The sequence below is a fragment of the Desulfovibrio sp. 6_1_46AFAA genome, assembly GCF_000224635.1.
GTDB lineage: Bacteria > Desulfobacterota > Desulfovibrionia > Desulfovibrionales > Desulfovibrionaceae > Desulfovibrio > Desulfovibrio fairfieldensis.
On sequence record NZ_JH114302.1, the window covers coordinates 166,736 to 187,330 of the forward strand.

Consider the following 20,595-nt stretch of genomic DNA (forward strand, 5'->3'; position numbering starts at 1 on the left):
ATGGGCCGGAACGCCAATCTTCCCCATGACCGGGCCAAAGGGCCACGGGTCAATGTGCAGACAGCGGCCGCCCGCCTGGGCTGCACGGATTCCTGGGTATACAAGCTGGTGGCGTCCGGACGGCTGGTGGCCTTCCGCATCGGCAACCGCAAGGGCCTGCAGGTGACGGTGAGCAGTATCGAGGCCTACCTGGTCAGTCGCCGGGTGGATCCGGAGGCGTAAAAAAGGGGAGGAATCGCTTCCTCCCTTGTGTTTTTACAGGCTGATGGATTGCAGTCCGTGGGCTTTTACCAGATTCAGCAGCTTCAGGGCCGCGCCTCCGGGGTTCCGTACTCCGCGTTCCCAATCAGAAACCAGGTTTTTGCTGACGTTCAGGTGCCATGCGAGTATGGGCTGGGATACCCCCTCACGTTCCCGGAGCTTCCGGATTTCTTCCCCGCTCATGGGCTCGACCGGCACCAGACAAAGTTCGTCAAACGTGCGCATGGTCTGCTTGTCGATAACGCCGAGCTTGAGCATGTCCTGCATGTCCTTGTGGACGGCTTCGGCAATTTCGCTGTTGTAGTTGTTCGGCATGATATGCTCCTAAAATTCCATCAGGATGCCGTTTTTCAGCAGCGTCCTGAGTTTGTCGTCCGGGCTGTGCATGAGCACGTCGGCCTGCGCCTTGAAGATGGCCAGATCATTGGAGCGGATATTGGCCATGGTGGATTTGGCGAATCCGAAGGCGAAGAATACGCGCTCGCCCTGGCGGTAGTAGAGGATGACCCTGTACCCGCCGGACTTTCCGCCGCCTGGCCTGGCCAGCCGCTGCTTGTAGACGAATCCGCCCAGGTTGGCCGTAATTTGCCCCGCTTCCATTTGGGCGGCTACGGCTTTCAGGGATTCGTCCGTGATGCCTTCTTTGGTGGCGAAACGCTCAAAGGCCCGGAGTTTGAAAAAACGCATGGCTGGTCCTTTTAAAAAGGTATCCGACATTGTGTGACATATACATATGTCACACAATGTCGGACGTCAAGGGCGGCATAGGGTGCCGCGCGTACAGGGCAGGGGTATATTAATCGTCGCGCGTATTATCGATTTTGTTCCACAAGGCCGTCGCTTCCCGCTGGGCAGCGGCAATCTGTTCAGGTGGCAGAAGGTTGGCGAGAGATTGCTGCAGGTTCTGTGCTAGGGAAGCATTTTTATCTTCGCTCTTGCTGGCTTTGTACAGCAGAAGGAAAACGTATGCCTTGATATAATTCTCCGGCACGCCTTTGCCATTGAAATAGCGGCTGGCCATTTCCAAGGCGGCCGGGGCATGTCTCTGTTCCGCAGCCTTCTGATACCAGGATACGGCCGTCCGCTGGTCCGGATTGACGCCATCACCTTTGTCATACATTACGGCCAGATTAAACTGTGCCTTAGCATTGCCTTGTTCAGCCGCTTTTATGTACCATTTTTCCGCTTCAGCCTTATCCTGTTCGATTCCATCTCCTATACTATACATTACGGCCAGATTGAACTGTGCCTTAATATGGCCTTGTTCAGCCGCTTTTATGTACCATTTTTCCGCTTCAATCTTGTTCTGTTCGATGCCATCACCCTGACTATACATTACGCCTAAATTGAACTGTGCCCTAGCAAGGCCTTGTTCAGCCGCTTTTTTGTACCACTTTGCCGCTTCAGCCTTGTTCTGTTCGATGCCATCATCTTCGTCATACATTATAGCCAGATTGAACTGTGCCCTAGCAAGGCCTTGTTCAGCCGCTTTTTTGTACCACTTTGTCGCTTCAGCCTTGTTCTGTTCGATGCCATCACCCTGGCTATACATCACGCCTAGATTGAACTGCGCCATAGCGTGACCTTGTTCAGCCGCTTTTTTGTACAACTTTGCCGCTTCAGCCTTGTTCTGTTCGATGCCATCACCCTGGTTATACATCACGCCTAGATTGAACTGTGCCATAGCGTGACCTTTTTCAGCCGCTTTTTTGTACAACTTTGCCGCTTCAGCCTTGTTCTGTCCGATGTCTTGTCCTGTTCTATACAGCTGTGCCAGAATAACTTGTGCTTCGGCATCGCCGTGGGCGGCGAAAGTCTCTAGCTGTTTCAGATCTGTCTGGTTTACCTGGACGGATGCTTCGGGAGTTCCTGCCGTAGGAGCAGGCTGCTCGACCTCGGACGCAGGAAGGGGGGGGCGGAAAGAGGACGTCCGGCGTCTCCTGATTCTCCTCCCCGCTACTGCCGTCTTTTTCCGATTTTTGCTCTTCGGCGCCAAACTGACTGTCGCGGGATGTGCCCTCCCGCTTTTCTTCGGGCCCGGTTGCGGGCGAGCGCCTGAGCTTTTCAAAGCCTTCCTTGATTTTGTCCACCTCTGTATGGGCTGTTTCACCGCATTGCCGGATTTCGGCCAGTATGTTTTTGGCTTCAGTCCTGAGTTCCTTCATTTCGGAGATGGCTTGCTCTTCCCGGCGAGCCTGGGACAGACTGAAGATAGCGAGAATGACCGCCGTGCCCATGCCTGCCATGGCGAGGAGCATTGTGAAGTGATCCCGGAGGCGGGTTTCAGCCTGTTGTGCCGCACTGTCAACCATACTCCGGATTGTCATGTGCCATATGGGATCGACCTTGGCGGAGGACAGTCCGACGCCAGAGATTGTATGCGAGGCGATATAGCAACGTGATTCGAAGGTAAATAACCCTGGAGCCAGGCAAAAGATGAGTATCGCTCCGATTGTGACGCCGATCAGTCCCGCCAGAGCATAGGATATCCAGATTCTGAAGGCTCTTTTATGCGGCGTTGCGTCCGACTGTGTCTCGCCTCTCATGGTCATTGTTCTTCCGTAGGGTGGGCGGCAGGATGCATCCGCCGCAGTTCGTGATGTTGTTGCAACTGCTGGACAATGTTATGCAGTATGCTAAAAGCAGACCGACAGTCAATGGGACGGCCGGGGGTGTAGGTATTCATTTTGAGGGTGGTTCAGGGTATATGTAGACGCTGTCAAACATATCTGTTTACAATATATATTGTAGTCATTTTTAACGTAAATTGTATCATGGAATATATTCTAAGCCATTCATAAGAAACATATTTCCTGGATTTGGCACTGTTATGCCGTCTGTTGAAATATTAAGTATTTCTATAAGTTCTTTGGGGGCTACAAGATTGCAGTGAATATTTATTTTTTTATCTTTTAACGCATTTTTATAAGCATTTATTAATTTTTTATCATCTGTAAGAAAATAATCTAAATTATTGCATTCTGCTGCCCATAAATGATAAATGTCTCGTGCCCTTTTTCTTCCCAAAACTTTATCTGAACACATCCCTTGAAATATTGGGAGATTCTTTGCACAAGAAATTTCAAACTCAGAAAATATATTTAATTTATGCATAAGAGAATGTAATTTGATATGATCAGTTTTTAAAAGAAAATCCATAAATAACTCAACTTCTTTTCCTTCTACCCAATTTGATGACTGAAAAAATTTAGATCGATCTATAGGTGATGGAATATTATGCCATTTTACATCTCGAAATGCGTACAAAGGAGATACATTATTTCTCCAACTTTGATATCCAAGCCATGTCTCCCAGACTAATTCTGGATATTCATAGAGAAATATTTCGTTATTTCTAGCAGCTCTCCCGATTGCCTGAATATCTATTTGAGTATCAAGTGTTATATTTTTTCTCTCTTTTATAATATATACAATAAGCTTATTAGAAAAGAACTGACTATCAGTATCTATCTGAACCCAACAGGCTGGATCGGCATGGCCAGTGGAAACAATACACGTATCAACTAAAACTTTTGGGATACTCATTTGCTTATCTTCTTCAACTAGAGAGCGTTAGCCCAGGCGTCTTCGGCAAGGATGGCGATATTTTTGCCCTTGGCGTTAAAGTCGATGGCCTGCTGGATTTTGCGGCCGAAGGTGGAATGCGCCCAATCTTCATCCGCGCCATCCCGCCCGCGTGCAGAAAGTTTTGCCATAGCTTGATGCGCCATCCTTGCAGTAGGCGTCAATAGCATTTTTACCAAAGGGACCAACGCCTTCAATACTCGCAAGATCGATCAACTGCCAGTTTTGAACTCCATCCCAATTGACTTTTTTCAGCGTTTCCATGTTCCATCCCAACTTGAGGGCCAAAACAGGGCTCTTGTTGCCCAGCTGGTCGACGCCCGTTTCATTGAGGAAGAGCAGCACCCAGCCGATATTGTCATTGCCTTTCGCCAGGGCGATACTCTGCAACAATGTTTTGATGTCGGTCTGCTCCATAAGGAGGGGCGACGGTCCGGAGTTGGCCAGCCATGTAATCCAAACAACGCTGGGACCCTGCACAGTCGGCTGCAGGCGCGCTTCGGTAATTTTTTTATCCAGTCCCTTGATAGCGTCCGCTGCCTGTTCGGGGCTTTTGCCCTCCAAGTCAAGCTGACTGCTGCCGCAGGCGGAACACAGCAGGCTCGCGCAGATAGTCAAAGAAGCAATAACGCTCTGGGCAAAGTACAGTCGCATAATGTTTCTCCCTCGTATCAATTTCCTTATAAAATGTACGGAATTCAGATTAGCCTTGACACGCTCCGTGCATTTTGGCAAGCAATTTTGCAGGTGCCTAAGAACACCTTCAACGACGGCTGTCACCCCGTGAGCGTGGCTTTTTTTGCGCCCCCGCGCCTGACAAGCGGTGGTGTATCCTTCGGCTTTCAGGCCGGGAGTGGGCTAATACAAGACCTGTTCGCAGGGAATACGCCCGCCGTTCGTTGACGGTTCTTAGCTCCCGGCCTTTTTTGCGTCCGCAGAAAGGCAATAAGAAACTCAACGAGGTGCCTTATGTCTCAATCCCTTTCCCGTTCTGCTGTTCGCGGCCCGGCTCTTGGCCAGTGCTGCCATTCTATCGTGCTTATTGAAGACGTCATGGGCAGGCTTGCCCTTTTGCAGGGCTACTTCTCTCTTCTGAGCGGCAGCGCGCCGGAGACTCCGGCCAATGGCACCGCCCGCATTCTTGCCGGCACCTGGACCGACCTGCGTCAGGTACGCGACACGCTGTCCGGCATGGTGCATGAAGCGGGAGGGCGCCATGTCTAATCTCGCCCGTCTCTGCTTCCCCGTCTGGAACTATGCCGACTGTGCCGATCCCTACATGGCCTCCATCCGGCGCATCCGCAAGATCTGCGCCAATGATCCGGAGCGCGAGGCCGTGCTCATCGGCAGCGTATTCGATCAGGCCCATAACGAGCTGTCTGCCCGCAGCCGTGCTCCGGAATCGGAGGTGGTCAATGCGTAACGCGGTTTCCCTGGGCACTATGCTCACCACGGATCTGCTGACGCCGCTCATGGCCCATGCCGAGTTGGTGCGGCAGAGCGGATCGCCCGCGCAGAGTCGTCTGCTCTGGGTGCTGATTGAGGATGTGGACCGCAAACTTCTCCAGGTCTTTGCCGAAGTGACTGCACAATGTCCCGCTGTGAAAGTGAAATTGCCGTCGCTGGAGTGATCGTCAATGAGCGCGACAGGATGCATGCAGGACAAACAGGAAAAAAATTGTCCTGTGAAATATCCTGATTCGTTTTTTATTTGACGATGTTAGGGAAAATATGCTTACGCTTGGGCAAAACTGTGGAGGGTTTTTTATGAATACGCAGACTGAACGGAATCTGGTGCCTTTTGTTTTTGGCGAGAACCTTGTGCGCTCCATGCTGGACGAAGAGGGGAATCCCTGGTTCGTGGCCAAGGATGTGGCCTTGGCATTGAATTATCAGTGGAATGGGCAAAGTTGCATTGTACATGTACCGGAGGAGTGGCGGGGGGTCAGATCCGTTCTGACCCCCTCGGGAATCCAGGAAATGCTTATGCTTTCCGAGCAGGGGCTCTACTTTTTCCTCGGTCGCTCGGACAAACCCAAGGCCCTGTCCTTCCAGAAGTGGTTGGCCGGAGAAGTCTTGCCCACCCTGCGCCGTACCGGGACCTATACCATGCCGAACGCGAACAAGTTGCGTGGGGAACGTACCGGTATGCCGGATGTGCCGGAGGTATATTCCTTGCGTCAGGGCATTCGCCTGCGTGTTTGGGAGTCGGCCCTGCGTTGCGCGAGTTTGGAAGAAGAAGGTTGGGATTTCGCCGTGCAGTGCTTTGTCCACATTTGTCGTATGTTGGCTGCCGGGCCTTTGCCGCGTCCCGTTCACGACGAGGAAACCCGGCGCATCGTCCAGTTTGCCGAGGAGAAGTGCCGGACGGATGAGCACGGCCGCGTCAACGCCACCAGGCTGTATGACGCTTTTACGGCCTGGTGGTGCGGCAAGTTCGGTGAGCCCGTGCCGAGCCAGCATATCTTCGGACGGGTCATGCCCACCCGCTTTGCCCGGCGCAAGCGCGGCGGCAAGAGCGTTTACTTTGGTCTGTGCCTGATCTGAACATAAAAATATAAAAAACAGACAGTTACCTTCGCCCGCGGCCGTCTCCCCGACCGCGGGCGAATTTTTTTTCAAAGCCGCTTTGCGCACGCAATTGCCGTACCCCGGCAAGCCGCGCCCCGTATGGCTTCACGGGCGTTTTACCCCCTGAAAAAACTGTCTCCATTCTGTCCAGTCTGTCCACTCTGGACTGACATGCCTTCCCCGGCGGTGTACATGCTCGCAAAAGTGCCCCGTGTTTTTGCGAGGCCGGGAGTTGAGCATGGCCGTTTTCACCCGCGAGCAGAAAACCAAGCAGATTGAAGCCTGGAATACGGCCCTGCTCAAGTGCGCCGCCGGGCAGGAGTACACCATCGGCACACGCCGCCTGCGCCGGGCCGACCTGCCCGAAATCCGCAGCACCCTGGACTGGCTCAACGCCCAGCCCACGGTGGAGGACGAGCGGGCCGGTCTGGCCTCCCCGCGTTTCATCCAGCTGGTGCCCGGCCGGGGCGGCAGGGGGGAATACTGATGCGCCTGAACATTCAGCCCAACCTCATCGACCGCCTGGTCAACTATGTTTCGCCCGTGGCGGGCGCCAGGCGCATGCAGGCCCGTTACGCCATGGCCGCGGCCGGGCAGATGGCCTCCGGTCTGGTGGCCGGCGTGCGCCGCCTGTCCGCGTCCCAGGAAGGGACGCTGCAGAGCTGGAACCCGCGCCGCGAACAACGCCTGTCCGAATCCCGGGCCATCGACAACACCATGCAGCGGGCCGAGAGCCTGGCGGCCAACGACGGGCACGCGGCCAGCTGCGTGGATTCGCTGGCGCTCAACGTGGTGGGGCCGGGCCTGCGGCCGCAGTCCTATCCGGACGCCACGGCGCTGGGCATCACCGACGAGCAGGCCCAGGAATTCGCGGATTCGGCCGAGGCCGCCTGGAAGATCTGGTGCAAGGAAGCGCACGCCGGCGGCACGCAGCACTTCGACGATCTGCAATACGAATCCAAGCGCAGCATGTTCATCACGGGCGAGTTCCTCCACCTCCCCGTGTGGCTGGAGGAGCCGGGCCGGGCCTTCGGCCTGGCCCTTCAGCCCCTGCATCCGGCCCGGCTGCGCACGCCCGGGGACCTGACGCACCGGGCGGACATCCGGGGCGGCGTGCACCTTGGGCCGTACAACCGGCCCAAGGGATACTTCATCGCCAACCCGCCGGACAATATGCCGCTGGCCGGGCTCACCTCGCGGCATTTCATCTACGTGCCGCGCATGGTGGGCCATCGTTACGCCTGTTTCCACCGCTATCACTCCGGCATGCCCGAGCAGACGCGCGGTGTTTCCATCCTTTCCCCTGCCATGAAGCAGTTCCGCGACCTCGCGGACTACGTGGACTATGAGCTGGTGGGCGCGCTCATCGCGGCCAGCTTCACGGTGTTTATTGAAACGCCGCAGGACGTCCTGGGGGCGGCCGGCGGGGGCGGATTTTCCGGCGGCAAGGCCATGGGCGGGCGCGACTACGCCCTGCAGGTGCAGCCCGGCACGTTGACCACGGGCAACCCCGGCGACAAGCCGCACATCATTTCCTCCACCCGGCCCGGCCCGACCTTCGACGCCTTTTACGAGCGCGTGCTGCGGGCCGCCGCCGCGTCCACCGGCCAGCCCTACGAAATGGTCAGCAAGGATTTTTCCAAGACGAATTACAGCAGCGCCCGCGCCGCTCTGCTGGAGGTCTGGAAGCTGCACGCCCTGTATCAGGAATGGGATGTGCGCGGCTATCTGGACCCCACCTGGGGCATGGTCATGGAAGAAGCCTGGCTGCGCGGCATGCTGGCCGTGCCCGCGGGCGCGCCGTCCCTGTACGACTCCCCGGCCATGGCCCGGGCCTGGCTGGCTTGCGTCTGGACCCGGCCCCCGCGTGGTCAGATCGAGCCCGTGAAGGAGCGCAATGCGGAGCAGCTGGCCCTGGATTCCCTGACCGACACCCGCACGGCCATCTGCCATGCCCGGGGCCTGGACTTCGAGACCGTGGCCAGGACCCGTCAGCGCGAAGAGCGCCTGATCAAAACGCTGGGGCTGGAGCCGCCGCAGGCCCCGCCCCCCGCATCTCCCGTGGATGAGCCCGCCGCCGATGGGGACGACGCTTCTGACGACGAAGCCGAAAATCCCGAGGAGGACAACGCATGAGCCTGGCCAGTCTGCTGACCTCTCTTTCCGGCCTGTGGGCCATCAAGGCCGACGCCCTGACCAGCCTGGTCGATGCTGTCGCTATTCGTAAGGTTTCTTTGTCGCCTGCTCATTGTCGCGCGGACAGCCTGCAACCTTTAGCCGATGTGCCGCCAGGGATGGCGGCAGCCGCGCAGCGGAGCGCAGCCGCAACCACGCTTGCGGCAAGACCGACCGAAAGGCGCGAAGCGTTCCCGTTGGGCGAGTCCACAAGCCCTTACGGGAATCGAGAGCAGAGCGAGGGCGAATCCCGCACAGGACGTGCGGGTGAGCCGATGTATGTAAAAGACGGCCCTGTGGCCATCGTGCCGGTGACCGGCGCCCTGACCAAGAACGGCCTTCGTCTTTTCGGCATGGATCTGCTGGCCTCCATGCGCGGCATCGGCGCGGCCTTGCAGCAGGCCGAGGCTGATCCGGCCGTGCGGGCCATCCTGCTGGATGTGGATTCGCCCGGCGGCACCGTGGACGGCATTGAGGAACTGGCCGCCGCTGTGACCACGGCGGGGGCGGGCAAGCCCCTCTATGCCTATGCGGACGGGCTTATGGCTTCGGCGGCCTACTGGCTGTCCTGCGGCGCCAGGGAAATCGCGGCTCCGGCCACGGCCGAAGTGGGCAGCATCGGCGTGGTCATGCTGCACCGCGAGATGTCCAAAGCCCTGGAGGAAGTCGGCATCAAATACACCGTCATCGCCGCCGGGCACTACAAGGCCGCGGGCAATTCCGTGGAGCCGTTGTCCGACGAGATGCGCGCCTACCTCCAGTCCGGCATCGACGATACCTACGAGCTGTTCCTGCAGGCCGTGGAGCGGGGCAGGGGAGTCAGCCGGGAAAAGGCTCTGACCATGGCGGACGGCAGAATTTTCATCGCGGGCGAAGCCCTGAAGGCGGGGCTCATCGACCGGGTCTGCTCCCGGGCCGCGTTCATCAGCCACATCAAGGAGTCGACAGTCATGAATCTTGCGGAACTCAAAGCGCAACATCCGGACACCGTGCGGGAGCTGCGGGCCGAGCTGGAAGCATCCGCCGCGGCGGCAGCCGCGCAGGTCCAGGACAGCGTCCGGGACGAGGCGGCCAAGGCGGAACAGAATCGGGTCCTGGCTCTGGCCGGGGCCGTGCTGGGCGAAGAAGCGGCATCCCGCCTGAAGGTGGTGGCGGCCTCCGGCGTGTCGCCGGACGTGCTGGCCTCTCTGCAGGGCGTGCTGGGGGGAACCCCCGCTGCCGATACGAAGCGGGACGCGCAGAAGGAAGCCTTGGACGCCCTGAAAGCGGCCGCCGCGGGCAAGCCTCTCTCGCCCCTGGTTGCTCTGGGCGAAGAAGATAAGGCCGCGCCGGACTTCGACGCGCTGGTGGCGGCGCACATCAAGACCGCAGGGGTCAGCCGCGGCGCGGCCATCCAGGCCATGGCCGCGGCCCACCCCGAGGAACACCAGGCGTGGATCGACGCGCAGCAGAAGGGGAGGAAATAGTCATGCCCTACCATGAAAATTCGCGGAAAACATTTATCGCCGCCGGTCCCATTCCCCAGGACTGCATGGTCAAACTGACCGCTGCGGGCCTGGAGGTCTGCGGCGAGGGCGAGGTGCCGGTGGGCGTGACCGAAGTGGGCGCCCGCGTGGCGGGCGAGCATGTGGGCGTGCGTCTGCTGAACACGCCGGGCACACTGGAAGTGGCCTGCGGGGCCACCGTCACCCTGGGGCAGCTGCTCAGTTCCGGCGAGGCCGGGGCCGTGGCGCCGCATTCCGGCAGCGCGCCGCTGGTGGGCATGGCCCTGCGGGCGGGCGCCAGCGGCGGTCTGGTGGAAATCATGCCCGTGTTCAACCCGATTCCCGGAACCGTCCCCGGAGAATAACGCCCGCAGGACGCGGGCAGCCGCGCAGCGCGAGCGCTGCCGCAACCGCGCTTGCGGCAAGCGAGAGCGAGTGTCCGCCAAGACGGCGGACCGAGCGTCATCCCACATCAAAGGAGCGTAATTCATGCCCAGAACAAATTCCATCATCCGCCCCGACCTGGGGGTGCTGGCCTACGAGTACAGTCTCGGCGCGGCCACGCAGGGTTTCATCGGCCACCAGGTCCTGCCCGGGTTCAACACCGTGCTGCAATCGTCGCAGTACCCGGTCATCCCTGCCGAAGCCATTCTCGAGTCCGCCGACACCCAGCGCGCGCCGCGCACGGCCTACGCCCGGGGCGATTGGGAGTTCGATTTCAAGGACTACACCTGCAAGGAAAACGGCTGGGAAGAGCCGCTCGACGACACCGAGGCCGCCCTGTTCGCCCGCTATTTTGACGCCGAAACCGTGGCCGTGCAGCGGGCCACCCTTATGGTGCTGCGCTCCCAGGAGCGCCGGGTGGCAGCCAAGGTCATGGATACCGGCACATTTAAAAACGCTGCGGTCGCGCACGCCTGGAACAGCTATGCCGACGCCGATCCTCTGGCCGACGTGAACAGGGCCAAGGACTATTTCCGTTTCTCGGTGGGCCTCAAGCCCAACGCCCTGATCATGGACGAGGACGTGCTCAAGCACATTTCCATGTGCGACGCGGTCATGGACCGCATCAAGTACAGCAACCCCAACGCCATCCGCGGCGAACTGAGCATGGAGCAGCTGAAGGCGTATTTCAGCGTGCCCACCATCATCGTGGCCGGGGCCGTCTACAATAAGGCCGCCAAGCGCCGACCCAAGGAAATCGCCACCATCTGGCCCACGGACATGATCATGCTGGCCTGCATCTCCGGCGGCGGCCAGAACCTGAAGGAGCCCTGCCTGGGCCGCACCTTCCTTTGGGAAGAGGATTCGCCCGGCATGTTGACCACCGAGCAGTACCGCGAGGAGCAGACCCGCAGCGACATCTACCGGGTGCGCCAGAATACGGATGAATGCATCCAGTTCACCGGCGCGGGCTATATCCTGACCGGCGTGACCGCGTCAGCGGGCGAGTAGGGGGCACCATGGCTGATTTTCTGAAAGCGTATGCGCCCCTGAAGAACTTTGAAGGCGGCTGGTGCAACGTGTCGGGAGATCCGGGCGGCGAGACCTATGCCGGCATCGCCCGCACCTTCTTCCCGTCCTGGGACGGCTGGGCCGTGATCGACGCGGCCAAATCCCACAGCAGCTACAGCCGGGGCGCGTTGGCCTTTTCCCGGCATCTGGCCGCGCTGCCGGGCCTCTCGGACATGGTCAGCGACTGGTATCGCCGGGAATGGTGGGATCGCATGGGCCTGGCCGCCTTTTCCCAGCCGGTGGCCGACGAACTGTTCGAGCAGGCGGTCAACCTGGGGCGCTCTGGCGCGGGCAAGCTGCTCCAGCGCCTGTGCAACGCCATGAACTTCGACAAGCGCTCCGGTGCCGCCCTGTTTGTCGATCTCGTGGTGGACGGCGCCGTGGGTCCGAAGACGTTGGCCGCCCTGGCCAGGGTGCTGGACCGGCGCGCCAGTGACGCCGCCGTGGTGCACGCCCTGAACTGCCTGCAGGGAGGGCACTACATCGAGGTAGCGGCCGTCAATGCCGCGAAGCGAAAATTCGTGGACGGGTGGCTGACCCGCACCCACTGCGACCCGGCAGAAGGAGCGGCCTGATGGCCGGGTGGAAGGATATTGTCGGCACGGTGGCCCCGGCCCTGGCCACCGCTCTGGGCGGGCCGCTGGCCGGGCTGGGCGTGGCGGCCATCGGCAAGGCTCTGGGCCTGGGCGACGGTGCCGGCGAAGAGGATGTGGCGCAGGCCGTTCTTCGGGCCACGCCCGAGCAACTGGTGGCGGTGAAGCGGGCCGAGATGGATTTCACGGCCACAATGAAAGAGTTGGACGTGGATCTGGCCCGGATTGCCGTGGCCGACCGCCAGAGCGCCCGGCGGAGGGAATCCGCCACCGGCGATTCCTGGACCCCGCGCCTGTTGGCCGCAGTGGCCCTGGGCGCGTTTGTGGCCTGTGTCTGGATGGTGTTCCAAGCTCGCCTGACCGGCATGGACGCGGCGCAGATCGCGCTCATCGGCGGCGTGGTGGGCTATGCCTCGGCCAAGGCGGACACGGTCATCGCTTACTATTTCGGTTCCTCCAAGGGCTCGGACGACGCCAGCCGTCTGCTGTACAAATCCACGCCCAACCCCGGGGACTGAGCCGTGAACCATTACCTTGGGCGACGCCGTAGCGCGGCGCGCCGCGCTGACAGCGAAGTCCGGGCGCGGGCGGAACCCGCTTCCGGCCGCATGAACGCCCGCACAAAGCGGGGAAGGAAGGCCCGGCCATGACCATGGAAATCCTTCTGGGGCTCAACTCCCTGCTGATGGCCTTCGGCCTGTTCTGCTTCCGCGAATGGTGGAAAGGGCACAAGGCCCAGCACGAGCAATTGGCCAAGGCTATTGAAAAACTGGCGGAAATCTATGCCTCCAAGGCGGCGGTGCTCCGGGCGCACAAGCGTCTGGACGCCCTGGAAGAGAGCAGCGCGGACCATGCGGAGCGCATCGTCCGCCTGGAAACCGAATTGAAGCTGACAGGATGGAACCGGGAATGTCCTTCCAAGACGACATAATCGACGACGTGGGGGCCGTGTTCATGGATCTGTCCGAATTCGGACAGGAGATCCTGTTCAACGGGGAGCCCGTGACCGCCATCATCGACGACGGCCATGGTTCCCGCGCCTCCCAGGCCAGCGGCGGCTTCAGCGACGCGGGCAGCCTGGGCCTGGAGGAACACGTCCGGACCCTCTACCTGGCCGACAGTCTGCGGGCGCGGCCCGTGCCGGAGCAGCAGGTGGACATCGACGGCGAGTCCTGGGTGGTGGAGCCGGAGGACAACAGCGTGCGCGTGGAAGCGGGCATGCTGATCCTCCGGGTCAGCCGGGCTTACGCGTAAAGGGAACGGTTGTGGATCTCAAAATAGACACCCGGGATTTCAAGCGCGTGCTGCTGCCTCTGGCCGGCATGGCGGGCGAAGTGGACAAGGCCGTCCGGGCCGCGCTTAAGCGCACCCAGGATAACATGGCTACCAACATCGTCCGGCAGATCAAGCAGCACAGCTTTCTCAAGTCCGGCGAAATCCGGCAGGCCCTGTCCAAGCCCCTGATCAGCACCACTCCAGGCGCTGCCTGGGCGCAAGTGCGCGTGGCCAGCCGTCCGCTGGCCATGGACCACTTCCGCCTGATGCCCCGCCGGGTGACGGCCCGCAAGCGGATGCGCAGCGTCAACTGGCCGCGGGCCGGCTACCAGATCGGCCCGGGCGAGCCGGTGCGCTATCCGGACGGCGGCAACGGACTGTCCAAGGCGTTCGTGACCAGGCTGAACGGACGCCTGTTCCTGATGCGGCGCCGGGGCCGCGCGCTGGAGCGGATGTTCGGCTACAGCGTGCAATATTTCGCCGCCTTTGACGCGACGTCCGCGTTCGTGATGCGGGCGGCCCGGACCACGTTTGAAAAGTCTTTGCGCCATGAAGTGCACTACCGCCTGGAGAAACTGCAATGAACACTTTTTTGCTCATGGCCGCCCTGCGGGAACACTTCACGCCCGCGCTGGCCGGCCTGCCCCTGCCCACCCGCGCCCGGCGGGAACGGCCGCGTCCGGAGGATGTCCGCCTGCGCCCGGCCCGGATCCGGATAGGTTCCATGCCGGCCAAGAGCGGGGAGCATGACGAATACGACGCGCCCCTGGTGCTCATTCAGGCCATGTCCGGGCACGACAAGGACGACGGCTTCGGCCATACGGTGCTGGCCCTGCGCCTGGTGGTCTGGAACGAGGATCCGGAGGGCGCGGAAAACGATCTTCAGAATCTGCTGGCCCTGGTGCGCCGGAGCGCCATGGCCTGTCGGCAGCAGGCCCTGAACGGCCGCTACATCCTGACGGCGAACGAGCGGGGGGAATTCGTGCCCTGGGCGCGCCCCGACGAACAGGCCCCGCAGTTTGCCGAGGCCTACGCGCTGACCCACTGGAACATGCAAGGCAACTAACCCGCCCCTCGCCGCACCCATGCCCGCGTGAGCGCGGTCACGCGGGCGCGGCTCCGGGCTATCACACGCTACCGCGTGCCCTGCGGGGCTTTGAGGAGAATCCCATGTCTCAATATCGTCACGGCGTTTATATTGAAGAAAAGGCCACCGGCCTGGTCACTCCCGTGGAGGTGGATTCCGCGTTGCCCGTCATCGTGGGTACGGCCCCGGTCCACAACCTGGCCGAAGACGTGTCCAGGCCCGTCAACGAACCGAAGCTCATCTACAGCCTGCCCGACTTTGTGGCCCAGTTCGGCGCTCCCGGGGCGGATGAACCCGCGTCCGACTATACCCTGTACGAGGCGGCGAATCTGTATTTCGGGCGCTACAAGGTGGCTCCCATCGTGGCCGTGAACGTCTTCGACCCTGACCGGCATACCACGGGGGAAGGGGAGGGGGCTGTGCCCGACGTCGGCAAGGTCACGGCCTCCGACATCATCGGCGGTGTGGACAGTGCGAGCCTGCGGCGCACCGGCCTGGCCCTGGGCGAAGAGGTGTTTCCCCGTTTCCGGATGTCTCCCGGCCAGATCCTGGCGCCCGGCTTTTCCGGCGACCCGGCCGTGGCCCTGGCCATCGGCGCGGGCTGCAAGGATATCTGCGGCCATTTCCGGGCCACGGGCATCATCGACGTGCCCGACGAGGTGCAGAAATACACCGAAGTTCCGGCCTGGCTCAACGACAACAACCTCACGGACGCCAACCTGCTGTGCATGTTCGGCAGCCCCGCCTACAACGGCGCCGTGGAACGCGGCTCCAGCCATCTGGCCGGGGTCATCGCCCAGCGCGACGCGGAAAACAGCGGCATCCCGTTCTGGAGCCCGTCCAACAAGCGGCTGCAGTGCGAGGGCCTGGCGCACGCCGGGCGCGAGCTGCACCTCACGCCCACTGAGGCCGCCTACCTCAACGGCAACGGCATCATTACCGCCCTCAATATGGTGGGCGGCCTGGTGGCCTGGGGCGATCAGACCACGGCCTATCCCGGCATCACCGACGTCAAGGACAGCTCCATCCCCATCCGGAGGATGTTCAGCTGGGTGGGCAACACCCTGGTGCTCACCTGCTGGCAGTATGTCTCCAACCCGCTGCGCCGCCGCATGATCGAAACCGTGCAGGACACCTTCAACGTCTGGCTCAACGGCCTGACCGGCCGCGAATTCCTGCTGGGCGGCCGGGTGACCTTTGAGGAAGTCGACAACCCCGGCGGCGATCTGATGGGCGGCAAGGTCCGCTGGCATGTCTACCTGACCCCGCCGCAGGCCGGGCGCGAGCTGGTTTTCATTCTTGAGTACGATCCCGCCTATCTGTCCACCCTTTACGGCCTGGCGGCCTAGGAGCGCGATATGTCCCAGACCCTTCCCGTCACCAACCCCATCCCGTCCGTGCTGACCAACGCCAAGGTTTACCGGGACGGCGTGGATCAGATGGGCATCGGCACGGTGGAGATGCCCGATTTCGAGTACCTGACCGAGTCCATCACCGGCCTGGGCATCGCCGGCGAGATGGACGTGCCCGTGGCCGGACATTTCAAAAGCCTGGTCCTGAAAATCAAGTGGAACGTGCCCACCCCCAACGGCGCGTCCCTGCTGCAGACGGCCGGGCACCATGTGGAGGTGCGCGGCTCCATCCAGGAACTGGACGCGGGCTCCGGCACCTTCGTCAACAAGCCGGTCAAGGTTGTGGCCAGGGCCATGCCCAAGAAGTCCGGCATCGGCAAGTTCGAGCCCGGCAAAAAGATGGAGCCGGAGACCGAGATGGAGCTGTACTACATCAAAATGTGGATGAACGGCCAGGAGTTGGTGGAAGTGGACAAGCTGAATTTCATCTTCAACCTCAACGGCGTGGACATGCTGGCCGACATCCGCGCCAATCTCGGCATGTAGGAGATCGCCATGAAAGGACCCAAAACCGCCACTATCAAACTGGACTACCCCGTGCAGCTGGCCGACCGCGAGCTGACCGAAGTGACCATGCACCGCCCCAGCATGGGGGAGATCATCGACAACCCCGTGCGGGACGCCCTGGACATGGCCGGAGAGCTGAAGCTTTACGCGGCGCTGTGCGAACTGCCGGAAGAGGATCTGCGGCGGCTGGATTCGGAGGACTATGCCAGGGTGCAGCAGCAGTACCTGACCTTTCGGGGCGTTACCCCCGATAAGCGAAATACGGCGTCAGGCGTTGCTGCTGAATAAAATGACCGGGTGGGGGCTGGGCGAGCTGCTGTCCCTGACCTGGGACGAGCTGTGCGAGTGGACGGAAGAGGCGCTGCGTCTGCAGACGGAGATCAACGAGGCTGTCGCCCGGGCACGCGGATGAGGCCGGCCCGGGCGGCCAGCCGGAACAGGGCGGACCCCAGCGCGGCTGCAGACCCCAGGACGGCGCCGAGCAGCGGGCCGCAGTAAAACAGGGCCACCAGGCCGATCAGGCCATAGGCGATGATGTGGGTTATCAGGGTCATAAGCATGGATCACTCCGGAGCGAGACATGAATAGCACGTTCGGCGTCGGTTTTGCCGTCGGAGCGACGCTGTCTCCTACTGTTGCCAATGTCTTTAGCACAGTGGAGCACAAAATCAAATCCAGCGCCCAGCGCATGGAGTCTCTGACCGCGAAAACCAAGGCCCTGGCCCGGGCGCAGGCCCTGCGGGCCGACGTCGCGACCACCCAGCGCCTGCACGCCGCGAGCGGCGGCAAGGATCCGCTCATCCGCGAAACCCTGAACACCCAGCTGGCCGCCTATCAGAAAGCCCGGGCCGAAGCCGCCCGCTACGGCGTGGCCGTGGCGGACTACGGCCGTGCTCATGCCCGGGCGCAGGCCCAGCTGGAACGCACCCGCTACCGGCTGGAGGCGTTGAACAAGGCCCAGGCCGCGTCCGCCCGGCGCAAGGAGCTACGCGGCAGCATGATGGAGGCCGTGGTGCCGGCCATGGCCGTGGCCGCCCCGGTCAAGATGGCCATGGGCTTCGAGACCGCCATGGCCGACGTGCGCAAGGTCACGGATTTTGACGCGGCCGGACTCAAAGCCTTTGGCAACGAACTGCTCGACATGAGCACGCGCATCCCCATGACCGCCGAGGGGCTGACCAAAATCGCGGCCGCGGCCGGCCAGGCGGGCATTGCCCAGAATGAGCTGCTGGCCTTTACCGAGGACGCGGCGGTCATGGCCACCGCGTTCGACATGACCGCCGAGGATGCCGGTTCCGCCATGACCGGCATGCGCACCAACTTCAAACTGACCCAGGACGAGGTGCGCCTGCTGGGCGATTCCATCAACCACCTGTCCAACAAATACGACGCCAAGGCGGGCGAACTGGTCAACTTCGTCAGCCGGGTGGGCGGCACGGCGGCCACGTTCAGGATGACCGGCCAGGAAGTGGCCGCCCTGGGCACGGTGTTCCGGGCCACCAAGGTGGATACCGAAAGCGCGGCCACGGCGGCCAACGCCATGTTCGTGCGTCTGGGCAACGCGGGCAAGCTCCCCAAGGAGGCCCAACAGGCCCTGGCCGGTCTGGGCATCAGCGCCAAGGGCATGGCCGAGGCCATGCAGAAGGACGCCCAGGGCGCCATGCTGCAGTTCCTGCGCCAGGTCAAAGCCTCCAAGAATCCGCTGGCCGCCCTGTCCGCCGTGTTCGGCACGGAGCACGCGCCGAAAATCGTCAAGCTGGTGGGCTCCCTGGATCTGTATGAGAAGGCCCTGAAAGACGTTGCCGACAAAAGCGAGTACGCCGGCTCCCAGCAGGACGAGTTCAGAAACGTCACCGATACGGCCTCGGCCCGCCTGCGGCTGGCCACCAACGCGGCCGGCAAGGCCGCCATCGTGCTGGGCACGGCCCTGCTTCCGGCCGTTTCCTCCATTCTGGAAACGGTGACGCCGTACATCAGCGCCATCGGCACCTTCGCCGGCGAGCATGAAACTCTGACCACCGTGGCCATCGGCGCGGTAGCCGGGTTCACGGCCCTGCGCGTGGCGGGCCTGGGCGCGTCCTACATGGTGTCCGGCGTGACCGGCAGCTTCCACATGGCCCGGGCCGCGCTGAGTTTCCTCATCCCCGGCCTGCGGGCCACGGCCGCGGCGGAAGGGGCCACTGCCGCGGCCACCAATGCCGGCCGCCTGGCCACTGTGCGCGCCGGGGCGGCCTGGACCGGGCACAAGGCCGTGCTGCTGGGCGGGGCCATCGCCAGCAAGGCCGCGGCGGCCGGACAGTGGCTGCTCAACGGCGCGTTCCTGGCCTGTCCGCTGACATGGATCGTGCTGGCCGTGGGCGCGTTCATCGGGGCCATGGTCTACCTGTACAAAACGTGCGAACCGGTACGGGCGGCGTTCGACGCGGTGTTCGGCTTCATCGGGGACAAGGTGTCCTGGGCCATGGACAAACTGCGCGCTGTGGGCGAGTGGCTGGGCATCGTGGATGAAGCCGACGAAAAGGCCGACGCCAGGCTGGCCGAAGCCAAAGCGGCCCAGGGCAATGAGGCGACCGCCGCGGTGGCCGACGCGGCTGCGGCAGCCATCCCCGCCATGCCGGATCCGGACCGGATGCCCAAGGTGCCCGAACCGCCCAGGGGGGCCATGCCCGACCAGGCCACGCTGGCCGCCCTGGGCGAAGGCAAGCTGCCCGCCGGACCGGGCGCCTCGGGCATAGGAGACCTGGGCGGCGGACTGACGGTCAACATCCCCGTTACTCTTTCCGGCATCACCGACGCCGGTTTCGCCAAGCGCCTGCTGGATGCCCTCCGCAGCCACAAGGGCGACTTTGAAAAGCTGATCTCGGAGATCGTCCACGATCAGGAGCGTCTGGCCTATGATTAAGTACCGCACCATCCAGGGCGACGCCTGGGACACCGTGGCCTTCCGCCTGTGGGGCCAGGAACGCCTGGCGCATCATCTTATGGCCGCCAATCCCGAGCACCTGGACGTGGTCATCTTTCCGGCCGGTGTGGAGCTGGCCGTGCCGGACATCGTTGTGCAACCCGAAACGCCGGAGCTGCCGCCATGGATGGCATAACCCATATCAGCACCCGCCGGGTGAAGCTGTCCGTGTTCATCGGCGGCCACGACGCCAGCAGCGTCATTGAGCCCTCCTTGCTGGACTTCCAGTTCACCGACCATGCCGGCGGCAAGGCCGACGAAATCCGGCTGACCCTGCATGACCGGGAGGGCAAGTGGAACGGTCCCTGGCGGCCGTCCAAGGGCACGGCCGTCACGGCCCGGATCACGGCTCTGGACTGGGAGGAGCCCGGCCGACACCTGACGTTGCCCTGCGGCATGTTCAAGGTGGACGAACTGGAATTCTCCGGGCCTCCGGACAAAGTCACCCTGAAGGCCGTGACGTCGGCCCTGACTTCCGGCCTGCGGGACGAAGCCAAAACCCGCGCCTGGGAGAACTTTTCCCTGCAAGGCTTGGCCGGGCAGATCGCGTCCGAGAATGGTCTGACCCTGATGTACGATGGGCCGGAGCATGCCTTCGGCCGCCAGGATCAGCGCGAGGAGTCCGACCTGGGCTTCGTGCAGCGCCTGGCCAAAGAGCGGGGCATGAACTGCAAGGTGCACGACGGCCGCCTGGTGCTGTTCGACGGCGCCGGGGCCGACGCCCGGCCGGCGGCGCTGACCATTGCCAAGCGGGGCGGCATGTATTCGCCGGCGTCCTATAGTTTCAAGGAATCGTCCTCCAAAACCGACTACGGCAAGGCCGAGGTGGCCTACACCGACCCGGCTGCGGGCACGACGCACACGGCGGAAGTGACCGTGCCGGAGGGACCTCCCGACGCCAAGACGCTGCAACTCAACACCCGGGTGGAGTCCGTGGCCGAGGCCATGCGCCTGGGCAAGTCCGGGCTGCGGGACGCCAACAAGGGCAAGGAAAAGGCGAACCTGGAATTCATGGGCAACCCGGCCGTGGTGGCCGGCACTGTGCTGGGCCTGACCGGCTTCGGCACGTTCGACGGACGCTGGTTCGTGGAAAAGGCGGAACACAAGATCGGCGGCAAGGGCTACACCACGGCCGTCGAAATCCGCAAGACGCTTGCGTATTGAGGTG

General features: G+C 62.1%; 29 protein-coding genes. 22 read left to right on the top strand and 7 right to left on the bottom strand.

Annotated elements, in window-relative coordinates:
* Positions 1 to 222, top strand: a complete 222-nt coding sequence (locus tag HMPREF1022_RS07445) for a helix-turn-helix domain-containing protein (RefSeq protein ID WP_009302613.1) — start codon at positions 1 to 3, stop codon at positions 220 to 222.
* 33 nt (positions 223 to 255) lie between these two features.
* Here HMPREF1022_RS07445 and HMPREF1022_RS07450 read toward each other — a convergent pair whose 3' ends face one another.
* The 6 genes from HMPREF1022_RS07450 to HMPREF1022_RS07465 all read right to left on the bottom strand — a co-directional run bounded on the left by HMPREF1022_RS07450 (position 256) and on the right by HMPREF1022_RS07465 (position 4,500).
* Positions 256 to 576 (bottom strand): helix-turn-helix domain-containing protein, encoded by a 321-nt coding sequence (locus HMPREF1022_RS07450; RefSeq protein WP_009302614.1) that lies wholly within the window; start codon positions 574 to 576, stop codon positions 256 to 258.
* A gap of 9 nt (positions 577 to 585) precedes the next feature.
* On the bottom strand, positions 586 to 948 hold the full coding sequence (locus tag HMPREF1022_RS07455; RefSeq protein WP_009302615.1) for a type II toxin-antitoxin system RelE/ParE family toxin: 363 nt from the start codon (positions 946 to 948) through the stop codon (positions 586 to 588).
* A 109-nt stretch (positions 949 to 1,057) separates the two neighbouring features.
* Positions 1,058 to 2,329 carry an SEL1-like repeat protein gene (locus HMPREF1022_RS07460; RefSeq protein WP_156802899.1) on the bottom strand — a complete coding sequence of 424 codons (1,272 nt, stop codon included), beginning with the start codon at positions 2,327 to 2,329 and terminating at the stop codon, positions 1,058 to 1,060.
* 704 nt (positions 2,330 to 3,033) lie between these two features.
* Entirely contained in the window at positions 3,034 to 3,807 is a 774-nt protein-coding gene (locus tag HMPREF1022_RS18090) for a hypothetical protein (protein ID WP_009302618.1), read from the bottom strand.
* A gap of 17 nt (positions 3,808 to 3,824) precedes the next feature.
* Positions 3,825 to 3,977 carry a hypothetical protein gene (locus tag HMPREF1022_RS18095; protein WP_156802900.1) on the bottom strand — a complete coding sequence of 51 codons (153 nt, stop codon included), beginning with the start codon at positions 3,975 to 3,977 and terminating at the stop codon, positions 3,825 to 3,827.
* Complete coding sequence (locus tag HMPREF1022_RS07465) at positions 3,937 to 4,500, bottom strand: hypothetical protein (RefSeq protein WP_009302619.1); 564 nt, start codon at positions 4,498 to 4,500, stop codon at positions 3,937 to 3,939. Before HMPREF1022_RS07465 ends, HMPREF1022_RS18095 begins: the two co-directional genes overlap by 41 nt.
* Before the next feature lie 315 nt (positions 4,501 to 4,815).
* Between HMPREF1022_RS07465 and HMPREF1022_RS18100 the strand changes: the two genes are divergently transcribed.
* From HMPREF1022_RS18100 to HMPREF1022_RS07550, 18 genes are all read left to right on the top strand, one after another.
* On the top strand, positions 4,816 to 5,070 hold the full coding sequence (locus HMPREF1022_RS18100) for a hypothetical protein (protein WP_009302620.1): 255 nt from the start codon (positions 4,816 to 4,818) through the stop codon (positions 5,068 to 5,070).
* Positions 5,063 to 5,269 (top strand): hypothetical protein, encoded by a 207-nt coding sequence (locus HMPREF1022_RS07470; RefSeq protein WP_009302621.1) that lies wholly within the window; start codon positions 5,063 to 5,065, stop codon positions 5,267 to 5,269. The genes HMPREF1022_RS18100 and HMPREF1022_RS07470 overlap by 8 nt, the downstream gene beginning before the upstream one ends.
* Entirely contained in the window at positions 5,262 to 5,477 is a 216-nt protein-coding gene (locus HMPREF1022_RS07475; RefSeq protein ID WP_009302622.1) for a hypothetical protein, read from the top strand. Before HMPREF1022_RS07470 ends, HMPREF1022_RS07475 begins: the two co-directional genes overlap by 8 nt.
* A gap of 136 nt (positions 5,478 to 5,613) precedes the next feature.
* Entirely contained in the window at positions 5,614 to 6,393 is a 780-nt protein-coding gene (locus HMPREF1022_RS16560; RefSeq protein ID WP_009302623.1) for a BRO-N domain-containing protein, read from the top strand.
* Between the two features lie 262 nt (positions 6,394 to 6,655).
* Positions 6,656 to 6,904 (top strand): DUF6148 family protein, encoded by a 249-nt coding sequence (locus HMPREF1022_RS07485; protein ID WP_009302624.1) that lies wholly within the window; start codon positions 6,656 to 6,658, stop codon positions 6,902 to 6,904.
* The gene (locus HMPREF1022_RS07490) at positions 6,904 to 8,553 is read left to right on the top strand and encodes a phage portal protein (protein ID WP_009302625.1); all 1,650 of its coding nucleotides are present in this window, start codon (positions 6,904 to 6,906) and stop codon (positions 8,551 to 8,553) included. Before HMPREF1022_RS07485 ends, HMPREF1022_RS07490 begins: the two co-directional genes overlap by 1 nt.
* Positions 8,550 to 10,058 carry a signal peptide peptidase SppA gene (gene sppA, locus HMPREF1022_RS07495; protein ID WP_009302626.1) on the top strand — a complete coding sequence of 503 codons (1,509 nt, stop codon included), beginning with the start codon at positions 8,550 to 8,552 and terminating at the stop codon, positions 10,056 to 10,058. Before HMPREF1022_RS07490 ends, sppA begins: the two co-directional genes overlap by 4 nt.
* Positions 10,059 to 10,060: 2 nt before the next feature.
* The gene (locus HMPREF1022_RS07500) at positions 10,061 to 10,441 is read left to right on the top strand and encodes a hypothetical protein (protein WP_009302627.1); all 381 of its coding nucleotides are present in this window, start codon (positions 10,061 to 10,063) and stop codon (positions 10,439 to 10,441) included.
* Positions 10,442 to 10,565: 124 nt separating this feature from the next.
* Positions 10,566 to 11,531, top strand: coding sequence for a hypothetical protein (locus HMPREF1022_RS07505; RefSeq protein ID WP_009302628.1), 966 nt, complete (start codon positions 10,566 to 10,568; stop codon positions 11,529 to 11,531).
* Positions 11,532 to 11,539: 8 nt separating this feature from the next.
* Positions 11,540 to 12,166 carry a glycoside hydrolase family 108 protein gene (locus tag HMPREF1022_RS07510; RefSeq protein ID WP_009302629.1) on the top strand — a complete coding sequence of 209 codons (627 nt, stop codon included), beginning with the start codon at positions 11,540 to 11,542 and terminating at the stop codon, positions 12,164 to 12,166.
* A complete protein-coding gene (locus tag HMPREF1022_RS16565; protein ID WP_009302630.1) occupies positions 12,166 to 12,702 on the top strand; it encodes a hypothetical protein in 537 nt (178 codons plus the stop codon). Before HMPREF1022_RS07510 ends, HMPREF1022_RS16565 begins: the two co-directional genes overlap by 1 nt.
* A gap of 128 nt (positions 12,703 to 12,830) precedes the next feature.
* Positions 12,831 to 13,115, top strand: coding sequence for a hypothetical protein (locus HMPREF1022_RS07520; protein WP_009302631.1), 285 nt, complete (start codon positions 12,831 to 12,833; stop codon positions 13,113 to 13,115).
* The gene (locus tag HMPREF1022_RS07525) at positions 13,094 to 13,438 is read left to right on the top strand and encodes a hypothetical protein (RefSeq protein WP_009302632.1); all 345 of its coding nucleotides are present in this window, start codon (positions 13,094 to 13,096) and stop codon (positions 13,436 to 13,438) included. The genes HMPREF1022_RS07520 and HMPREF1022_RS07525 overlap by 22 nt, the downstream gene beginning before the upstream one ends.
* A gap of 11 nt (positions 13,439 to 13,449) precedes the next feature.
* Positions 13,450 to 14,043 (top strand): hypothetical protein, encoded by a 594-nt coding sequence (locus HMPREF1022_RS07530; RefSeq protein ID WP_009302633.1) that lies wholly within the window; start codon positions 13,450 to 13,452, stop codon positions 14,041 to 14,043.
* Positions 14,040 to 14,525 carry a hypothetical protein gene (locus HMPREF1022_RS07535; protein WP_009302634.1) on the top strand — a complete coding sequence of 162 codons (486 nt, stop codon included), beginning with the start codon at positions 14,040 to 14,042 and terminating at the stop codon, positions 14,523 to 14,525. Before HMPREF1022_RS07530 ends, HMPREF1022_RS07535 begins: the two co-directional genes overlap by 4 nt.
* A gap of 104 nt (positions 14,526 to 14,629) precedes the next feature.
* Complete coding sequence (locus HMPREF1022_RS07540; protein WP_009302635.1) at positions 14,630 to 15,895, top strand: phage tail sheath family protein; 1,266 nt, start codon at positions 14,630 to 14,632, stop codon at positions 15,893 to 15,895.
* A gap of 9 nt (positions 15,896 to 15,904) precedes the next feature.
* Entirely contained in the window at positions 15,905 to 16,444 is a 540-nt protein-coding gene (locus tag HMPREF1022_RS07545; protein ID WP_009302636.1) for a phage major tail tube protein, read from the top strand.
* 9 nt (positions 16,445 to 16,453) lie between these two features.
* Complete coding sequence (locus tag HMPREF1022_RS07550; protein WP_009302637.1) at positions 16,454 to 16,753, top strand: phage tail assembly protein; 300 nt, start codon at positions 16,454 to 16,456, stop codon at positions 16,751 to 16,753.
* Positions 16,754 to 16,845: 92 nt separating this feature from the next.
* Here the strand turns inward: HMPREF1022_RS07550 and HMPREF1022_RS07555 are convergent, their stop codons facing one another.
* Positions 16,846 to 17,025 (bottom strand): hypothetical protein, encoded by a 180-nt coding sequence (locus HMPREF1022_RS07555; protein ID WP_009302638.1) that lies wholly within the window; start codon positions 17,023 to 17,025, stop codon positions 16,846 to 16,848.
* 20 nt (positions 17,026 to 17,045) lie between these two features.
* On the opposite strand from HMPREF1022_RS07555, the gene HMPREF1022_RS16570 reads away from it, so the two are divergent.
* From HMPREF1022_RS16570 to HMPREF1022_RS07570, 3 genes are read left to right on the top strand one after another with little or no spacing between them, the layout of a single operon-like run.
* The gene (locus HMPREF1022_RS16570) at positions 17,046 to 19,367 is read left to right on the top strand and encodes a phage tail tape measure protein (RefSeq protein WP_009302639.1); all 2,322 of its coding nucleotides are present in this window, start codon (positions 17,046 to 17,048) and stop codon (positions 19,365 to 19,367) included.
* Positions 19,360 to 19,563 carry a tail protein X gene (locus HMPREF1022_RS07565; protein ID WP_009302640.1) on the top strand — a complete coding sequence of 68 codons (204 nt, stop codon included), beginning with the start codon at positions 19,360 to 19,362 and terminating at the stop codon, positions 19,561 to 19,563. The genes HMPREF1022_RS16570 and HMPREF1022_RS07565 overlap by 8 nt, the downstream gene beginning before the upstream one ends.
* The gene (locus HMPREF1022_RS07570; protein ID WP_009302641.1) at positions 19,551 to 20,591 is read left to right on the top strand and encodes a phage late control D family protein; all 1,041 of its coding nucleotides are present in this window, start codon (positions 19,551 to 19,553) and stop codon (positions 20,589 to 20,591) included. The genes HMPREF1022_RS07565 and HMPREF1022_RS07570 overlap by 13 nt, the downstream gene beginning before the upstream one ends.
* Positions 20,592 to 20,595 lie beyond the last annotated feature (4 nt).

What these genes read in the sequence shown, in the direction of transcription:
- HMPREF1022_RS07570 (WP_009302641.1), top strand. Translation starts at nt 19,551, where the DNA reads ATGGATGGCATAACCCATATCAGCACCCGCCGGGTGAAGCTGTCCGTG.
- HMPREF1022_RS07470 (WP_009302621.1), top strand. Translation starts at nt 5,063, where the DNA reads ATGTCTAATCTCGCCCGTCTCTGCTTCCCCGTCTGGAACTATGCCGAC.
- HMPREF1022_RS07500 (WP_009302627.1), top strand. Translation starts at nt 10,061, where the DNA reads ATGCCCTACCATGAAAATTCGCGGAAAACATTTATCGCCGCCGGTCCC.
- HMPREF1022_RS07475 (WP_009302622.1), top strand. Translation starts at nt 5,262, where the DNA reads ATGCGTAACGCGGTTTCCCTGGGCACTATGCTCACCACGGATCTGCTG.
- HMPREF1022_RS07445 (WP_009302613.1), top strand. Translation starts at nt 1, where the DNA reads ATGGGCCGGAACGCCAATCTTCCCCATGACCGGGCCAAAGGGCCACGG.
- HMPREF1022_RS07540 (WP_009302635.1), top strand. Translation starts at nt 14,630, where the DNA reads ATGTCTCAATATCGTCACGGCGTTTATATTGAAGAAAAGGCCACCGGC.
- HMPREF1022_RS07485 (WP_009302624.1), top strand. Translation starts at nt 6,656, where the DNA reads ATGGCCGTTTTCACCCGCGAGCAGAAAACCAAGCAGATTGAAGCCTGG.
- HMPREF1022_RS07565 (WP_009302640.1), top strand. Translation starts at nt 19,360, where the DNA reads ATGATTAAGTACCGCACCATCCAGGGCGACGCCTGGGACACCGTGGCC.
- HMPREF1022_RS18090 (WP_009302618.1), bottom strand. Translation starts at nt 3,807, where the DNA reads ATGAGTATCCCAAAAGTTTTAGTTGATACGTGTATTGTTTCCACTGGC.
- HMPREF1022_RS07535 (WP_009302634.1), top strand. Translation starts at nt 14,040, where the DNA reads ATGAACACTTTTTTGCTCATGGCCGCCCTGCGGGAACACTTCACGCCC.
- HMPREF1022_RS07455 (WP_009302615.1), bottom strand. Translation starts at nt 948, where the DNA reads ATGCGTTTTTTCAAACTCCGGGCCTTTGAGCGTTTCGCCACCAAAGAA.
- HMPREF1022_RS07525 (WP_009302632.1), top strand. Translation starts at nt 13,094, where the DNA reads ATGTCCTTCCAAGACGACATAATCGACGACGTGGGGGCCGTGTTCATG.
- HMPREF1022_RS07555 (WP_009302638.1), bottom strand. Translation starts at nt 17,025, where the DNA reads ATGCTTATGACCCTGATAACCCACATCATCGCCTATGGCCTGATCGGC.
- HMPREF1022_RS16570 (WP_009302639.1), top strand. Translation starts at nt 17,046, where the DNA reads ATGAATAGCACGTTCGGCGTCGGTTTTGCCGTCGGAGCGACGCTGTCT.
- HMPREF1022_RS16565 (WP_009302630.1), top strand. Translation starts at nt 12,166, where the DNA reads ATGGCCGGGTGGAAGGATATTGTCGGCACGGTGGCCCCGGCCCTGGCC.
- HMPREF1022_RS07505 (WP_009302628.1), top strand. Translation starts at nt 10,566, where the DNA reads ATGCCCAGAACAAATTCCATCATCCGCCCCGACCTGGGGGTGCTGGCC.
- HMPREF1022_RS07510 (WP_009302629.1), top strand. Translation starts at nt 11,540, where the DNA reads ATGGCTGATTTTCTGAAAGCGTATGCGCCCCTGAAGAACTTTGAAGGC.
- HMPREF1022_RS07520 (WP_009302631.1), top strand. Translation starts at nt 12,831, where the DNA reads ATGACCATGGAAATCCTTCTGGGGCTCAACTCCCTGCTGATGGCCTTC.
- HMPREF1022_RS07545 (WP_009302636.1), top strand. Translation starts at nt 15,905, where the DNA reads ATGTCCCAGACCCTTCCCGTCACCAACCCCATCCCGTCCGTGCTGACC.
- HMPREF1022_RS07550 (WP_009302637.1), top strand. Translation starts at nt 16,454, where the DNA reads ATGAAAGGACCCAAAACCGCCACTATCAAACTGGACTACCCCGTGCAG.
- HMPREF1022_RS16560 (WP_009302623.1), top strand. Translation starts at nt 5,614, where the DNA reads ATGAATACGCAGACTGAACGGAATCTGGTGCCTTTTGTTTTTGGCGAG.
- HMPREF1022_RS07450 (WP_009302614.1), bottom strand. Translation starts at nt 576, where the DNA reads ATGCCGAACAACTACAACAGCGAAATTGCCGAAGCCGTCCACAAGGAC.
- HMPREF1022_RS18100 (WP_009302620.1), top strand. Translation starts at nt 4,816, where the DNA reads ATGTCTCAATCCCTTTCCCGTTCTGCTGTTCGCGGCCCGGCTCTTGGC.
- sppA (WP_009302626.1), top strand. Translation starts at nt 8,550, where the DNA reads ATGAGCCTGGCCAGTCTGCTGACCTCTCTTTCCGGCCTGTGGGCCATC.
- HMPREF1022_RS07465 (WP_009302619.1), bottom strand. Translation starts at nt 4,500, where the DNA reads ATGCGACTGTACTTTGCCCAGAGCGTTATTGCTTCTTTGACTATCTGC.
- HMPREF1022_RS07490 (WP_009302625.1), top strand. Translation starts at nt 6,904, where the DNA reads ATGCGCCTGAACATTCAGCCCAACCTCATCGACCGCCTGGTCAACTAT.
- HMPREF1022_RS18095 (WP_156802900.1), bottom strand. Translation starts at nt 3,977, where the DNA reads ATGGCAAAACTTTCTGCACGCGGGCGGGATGGCGCGGATGAAGATTGG.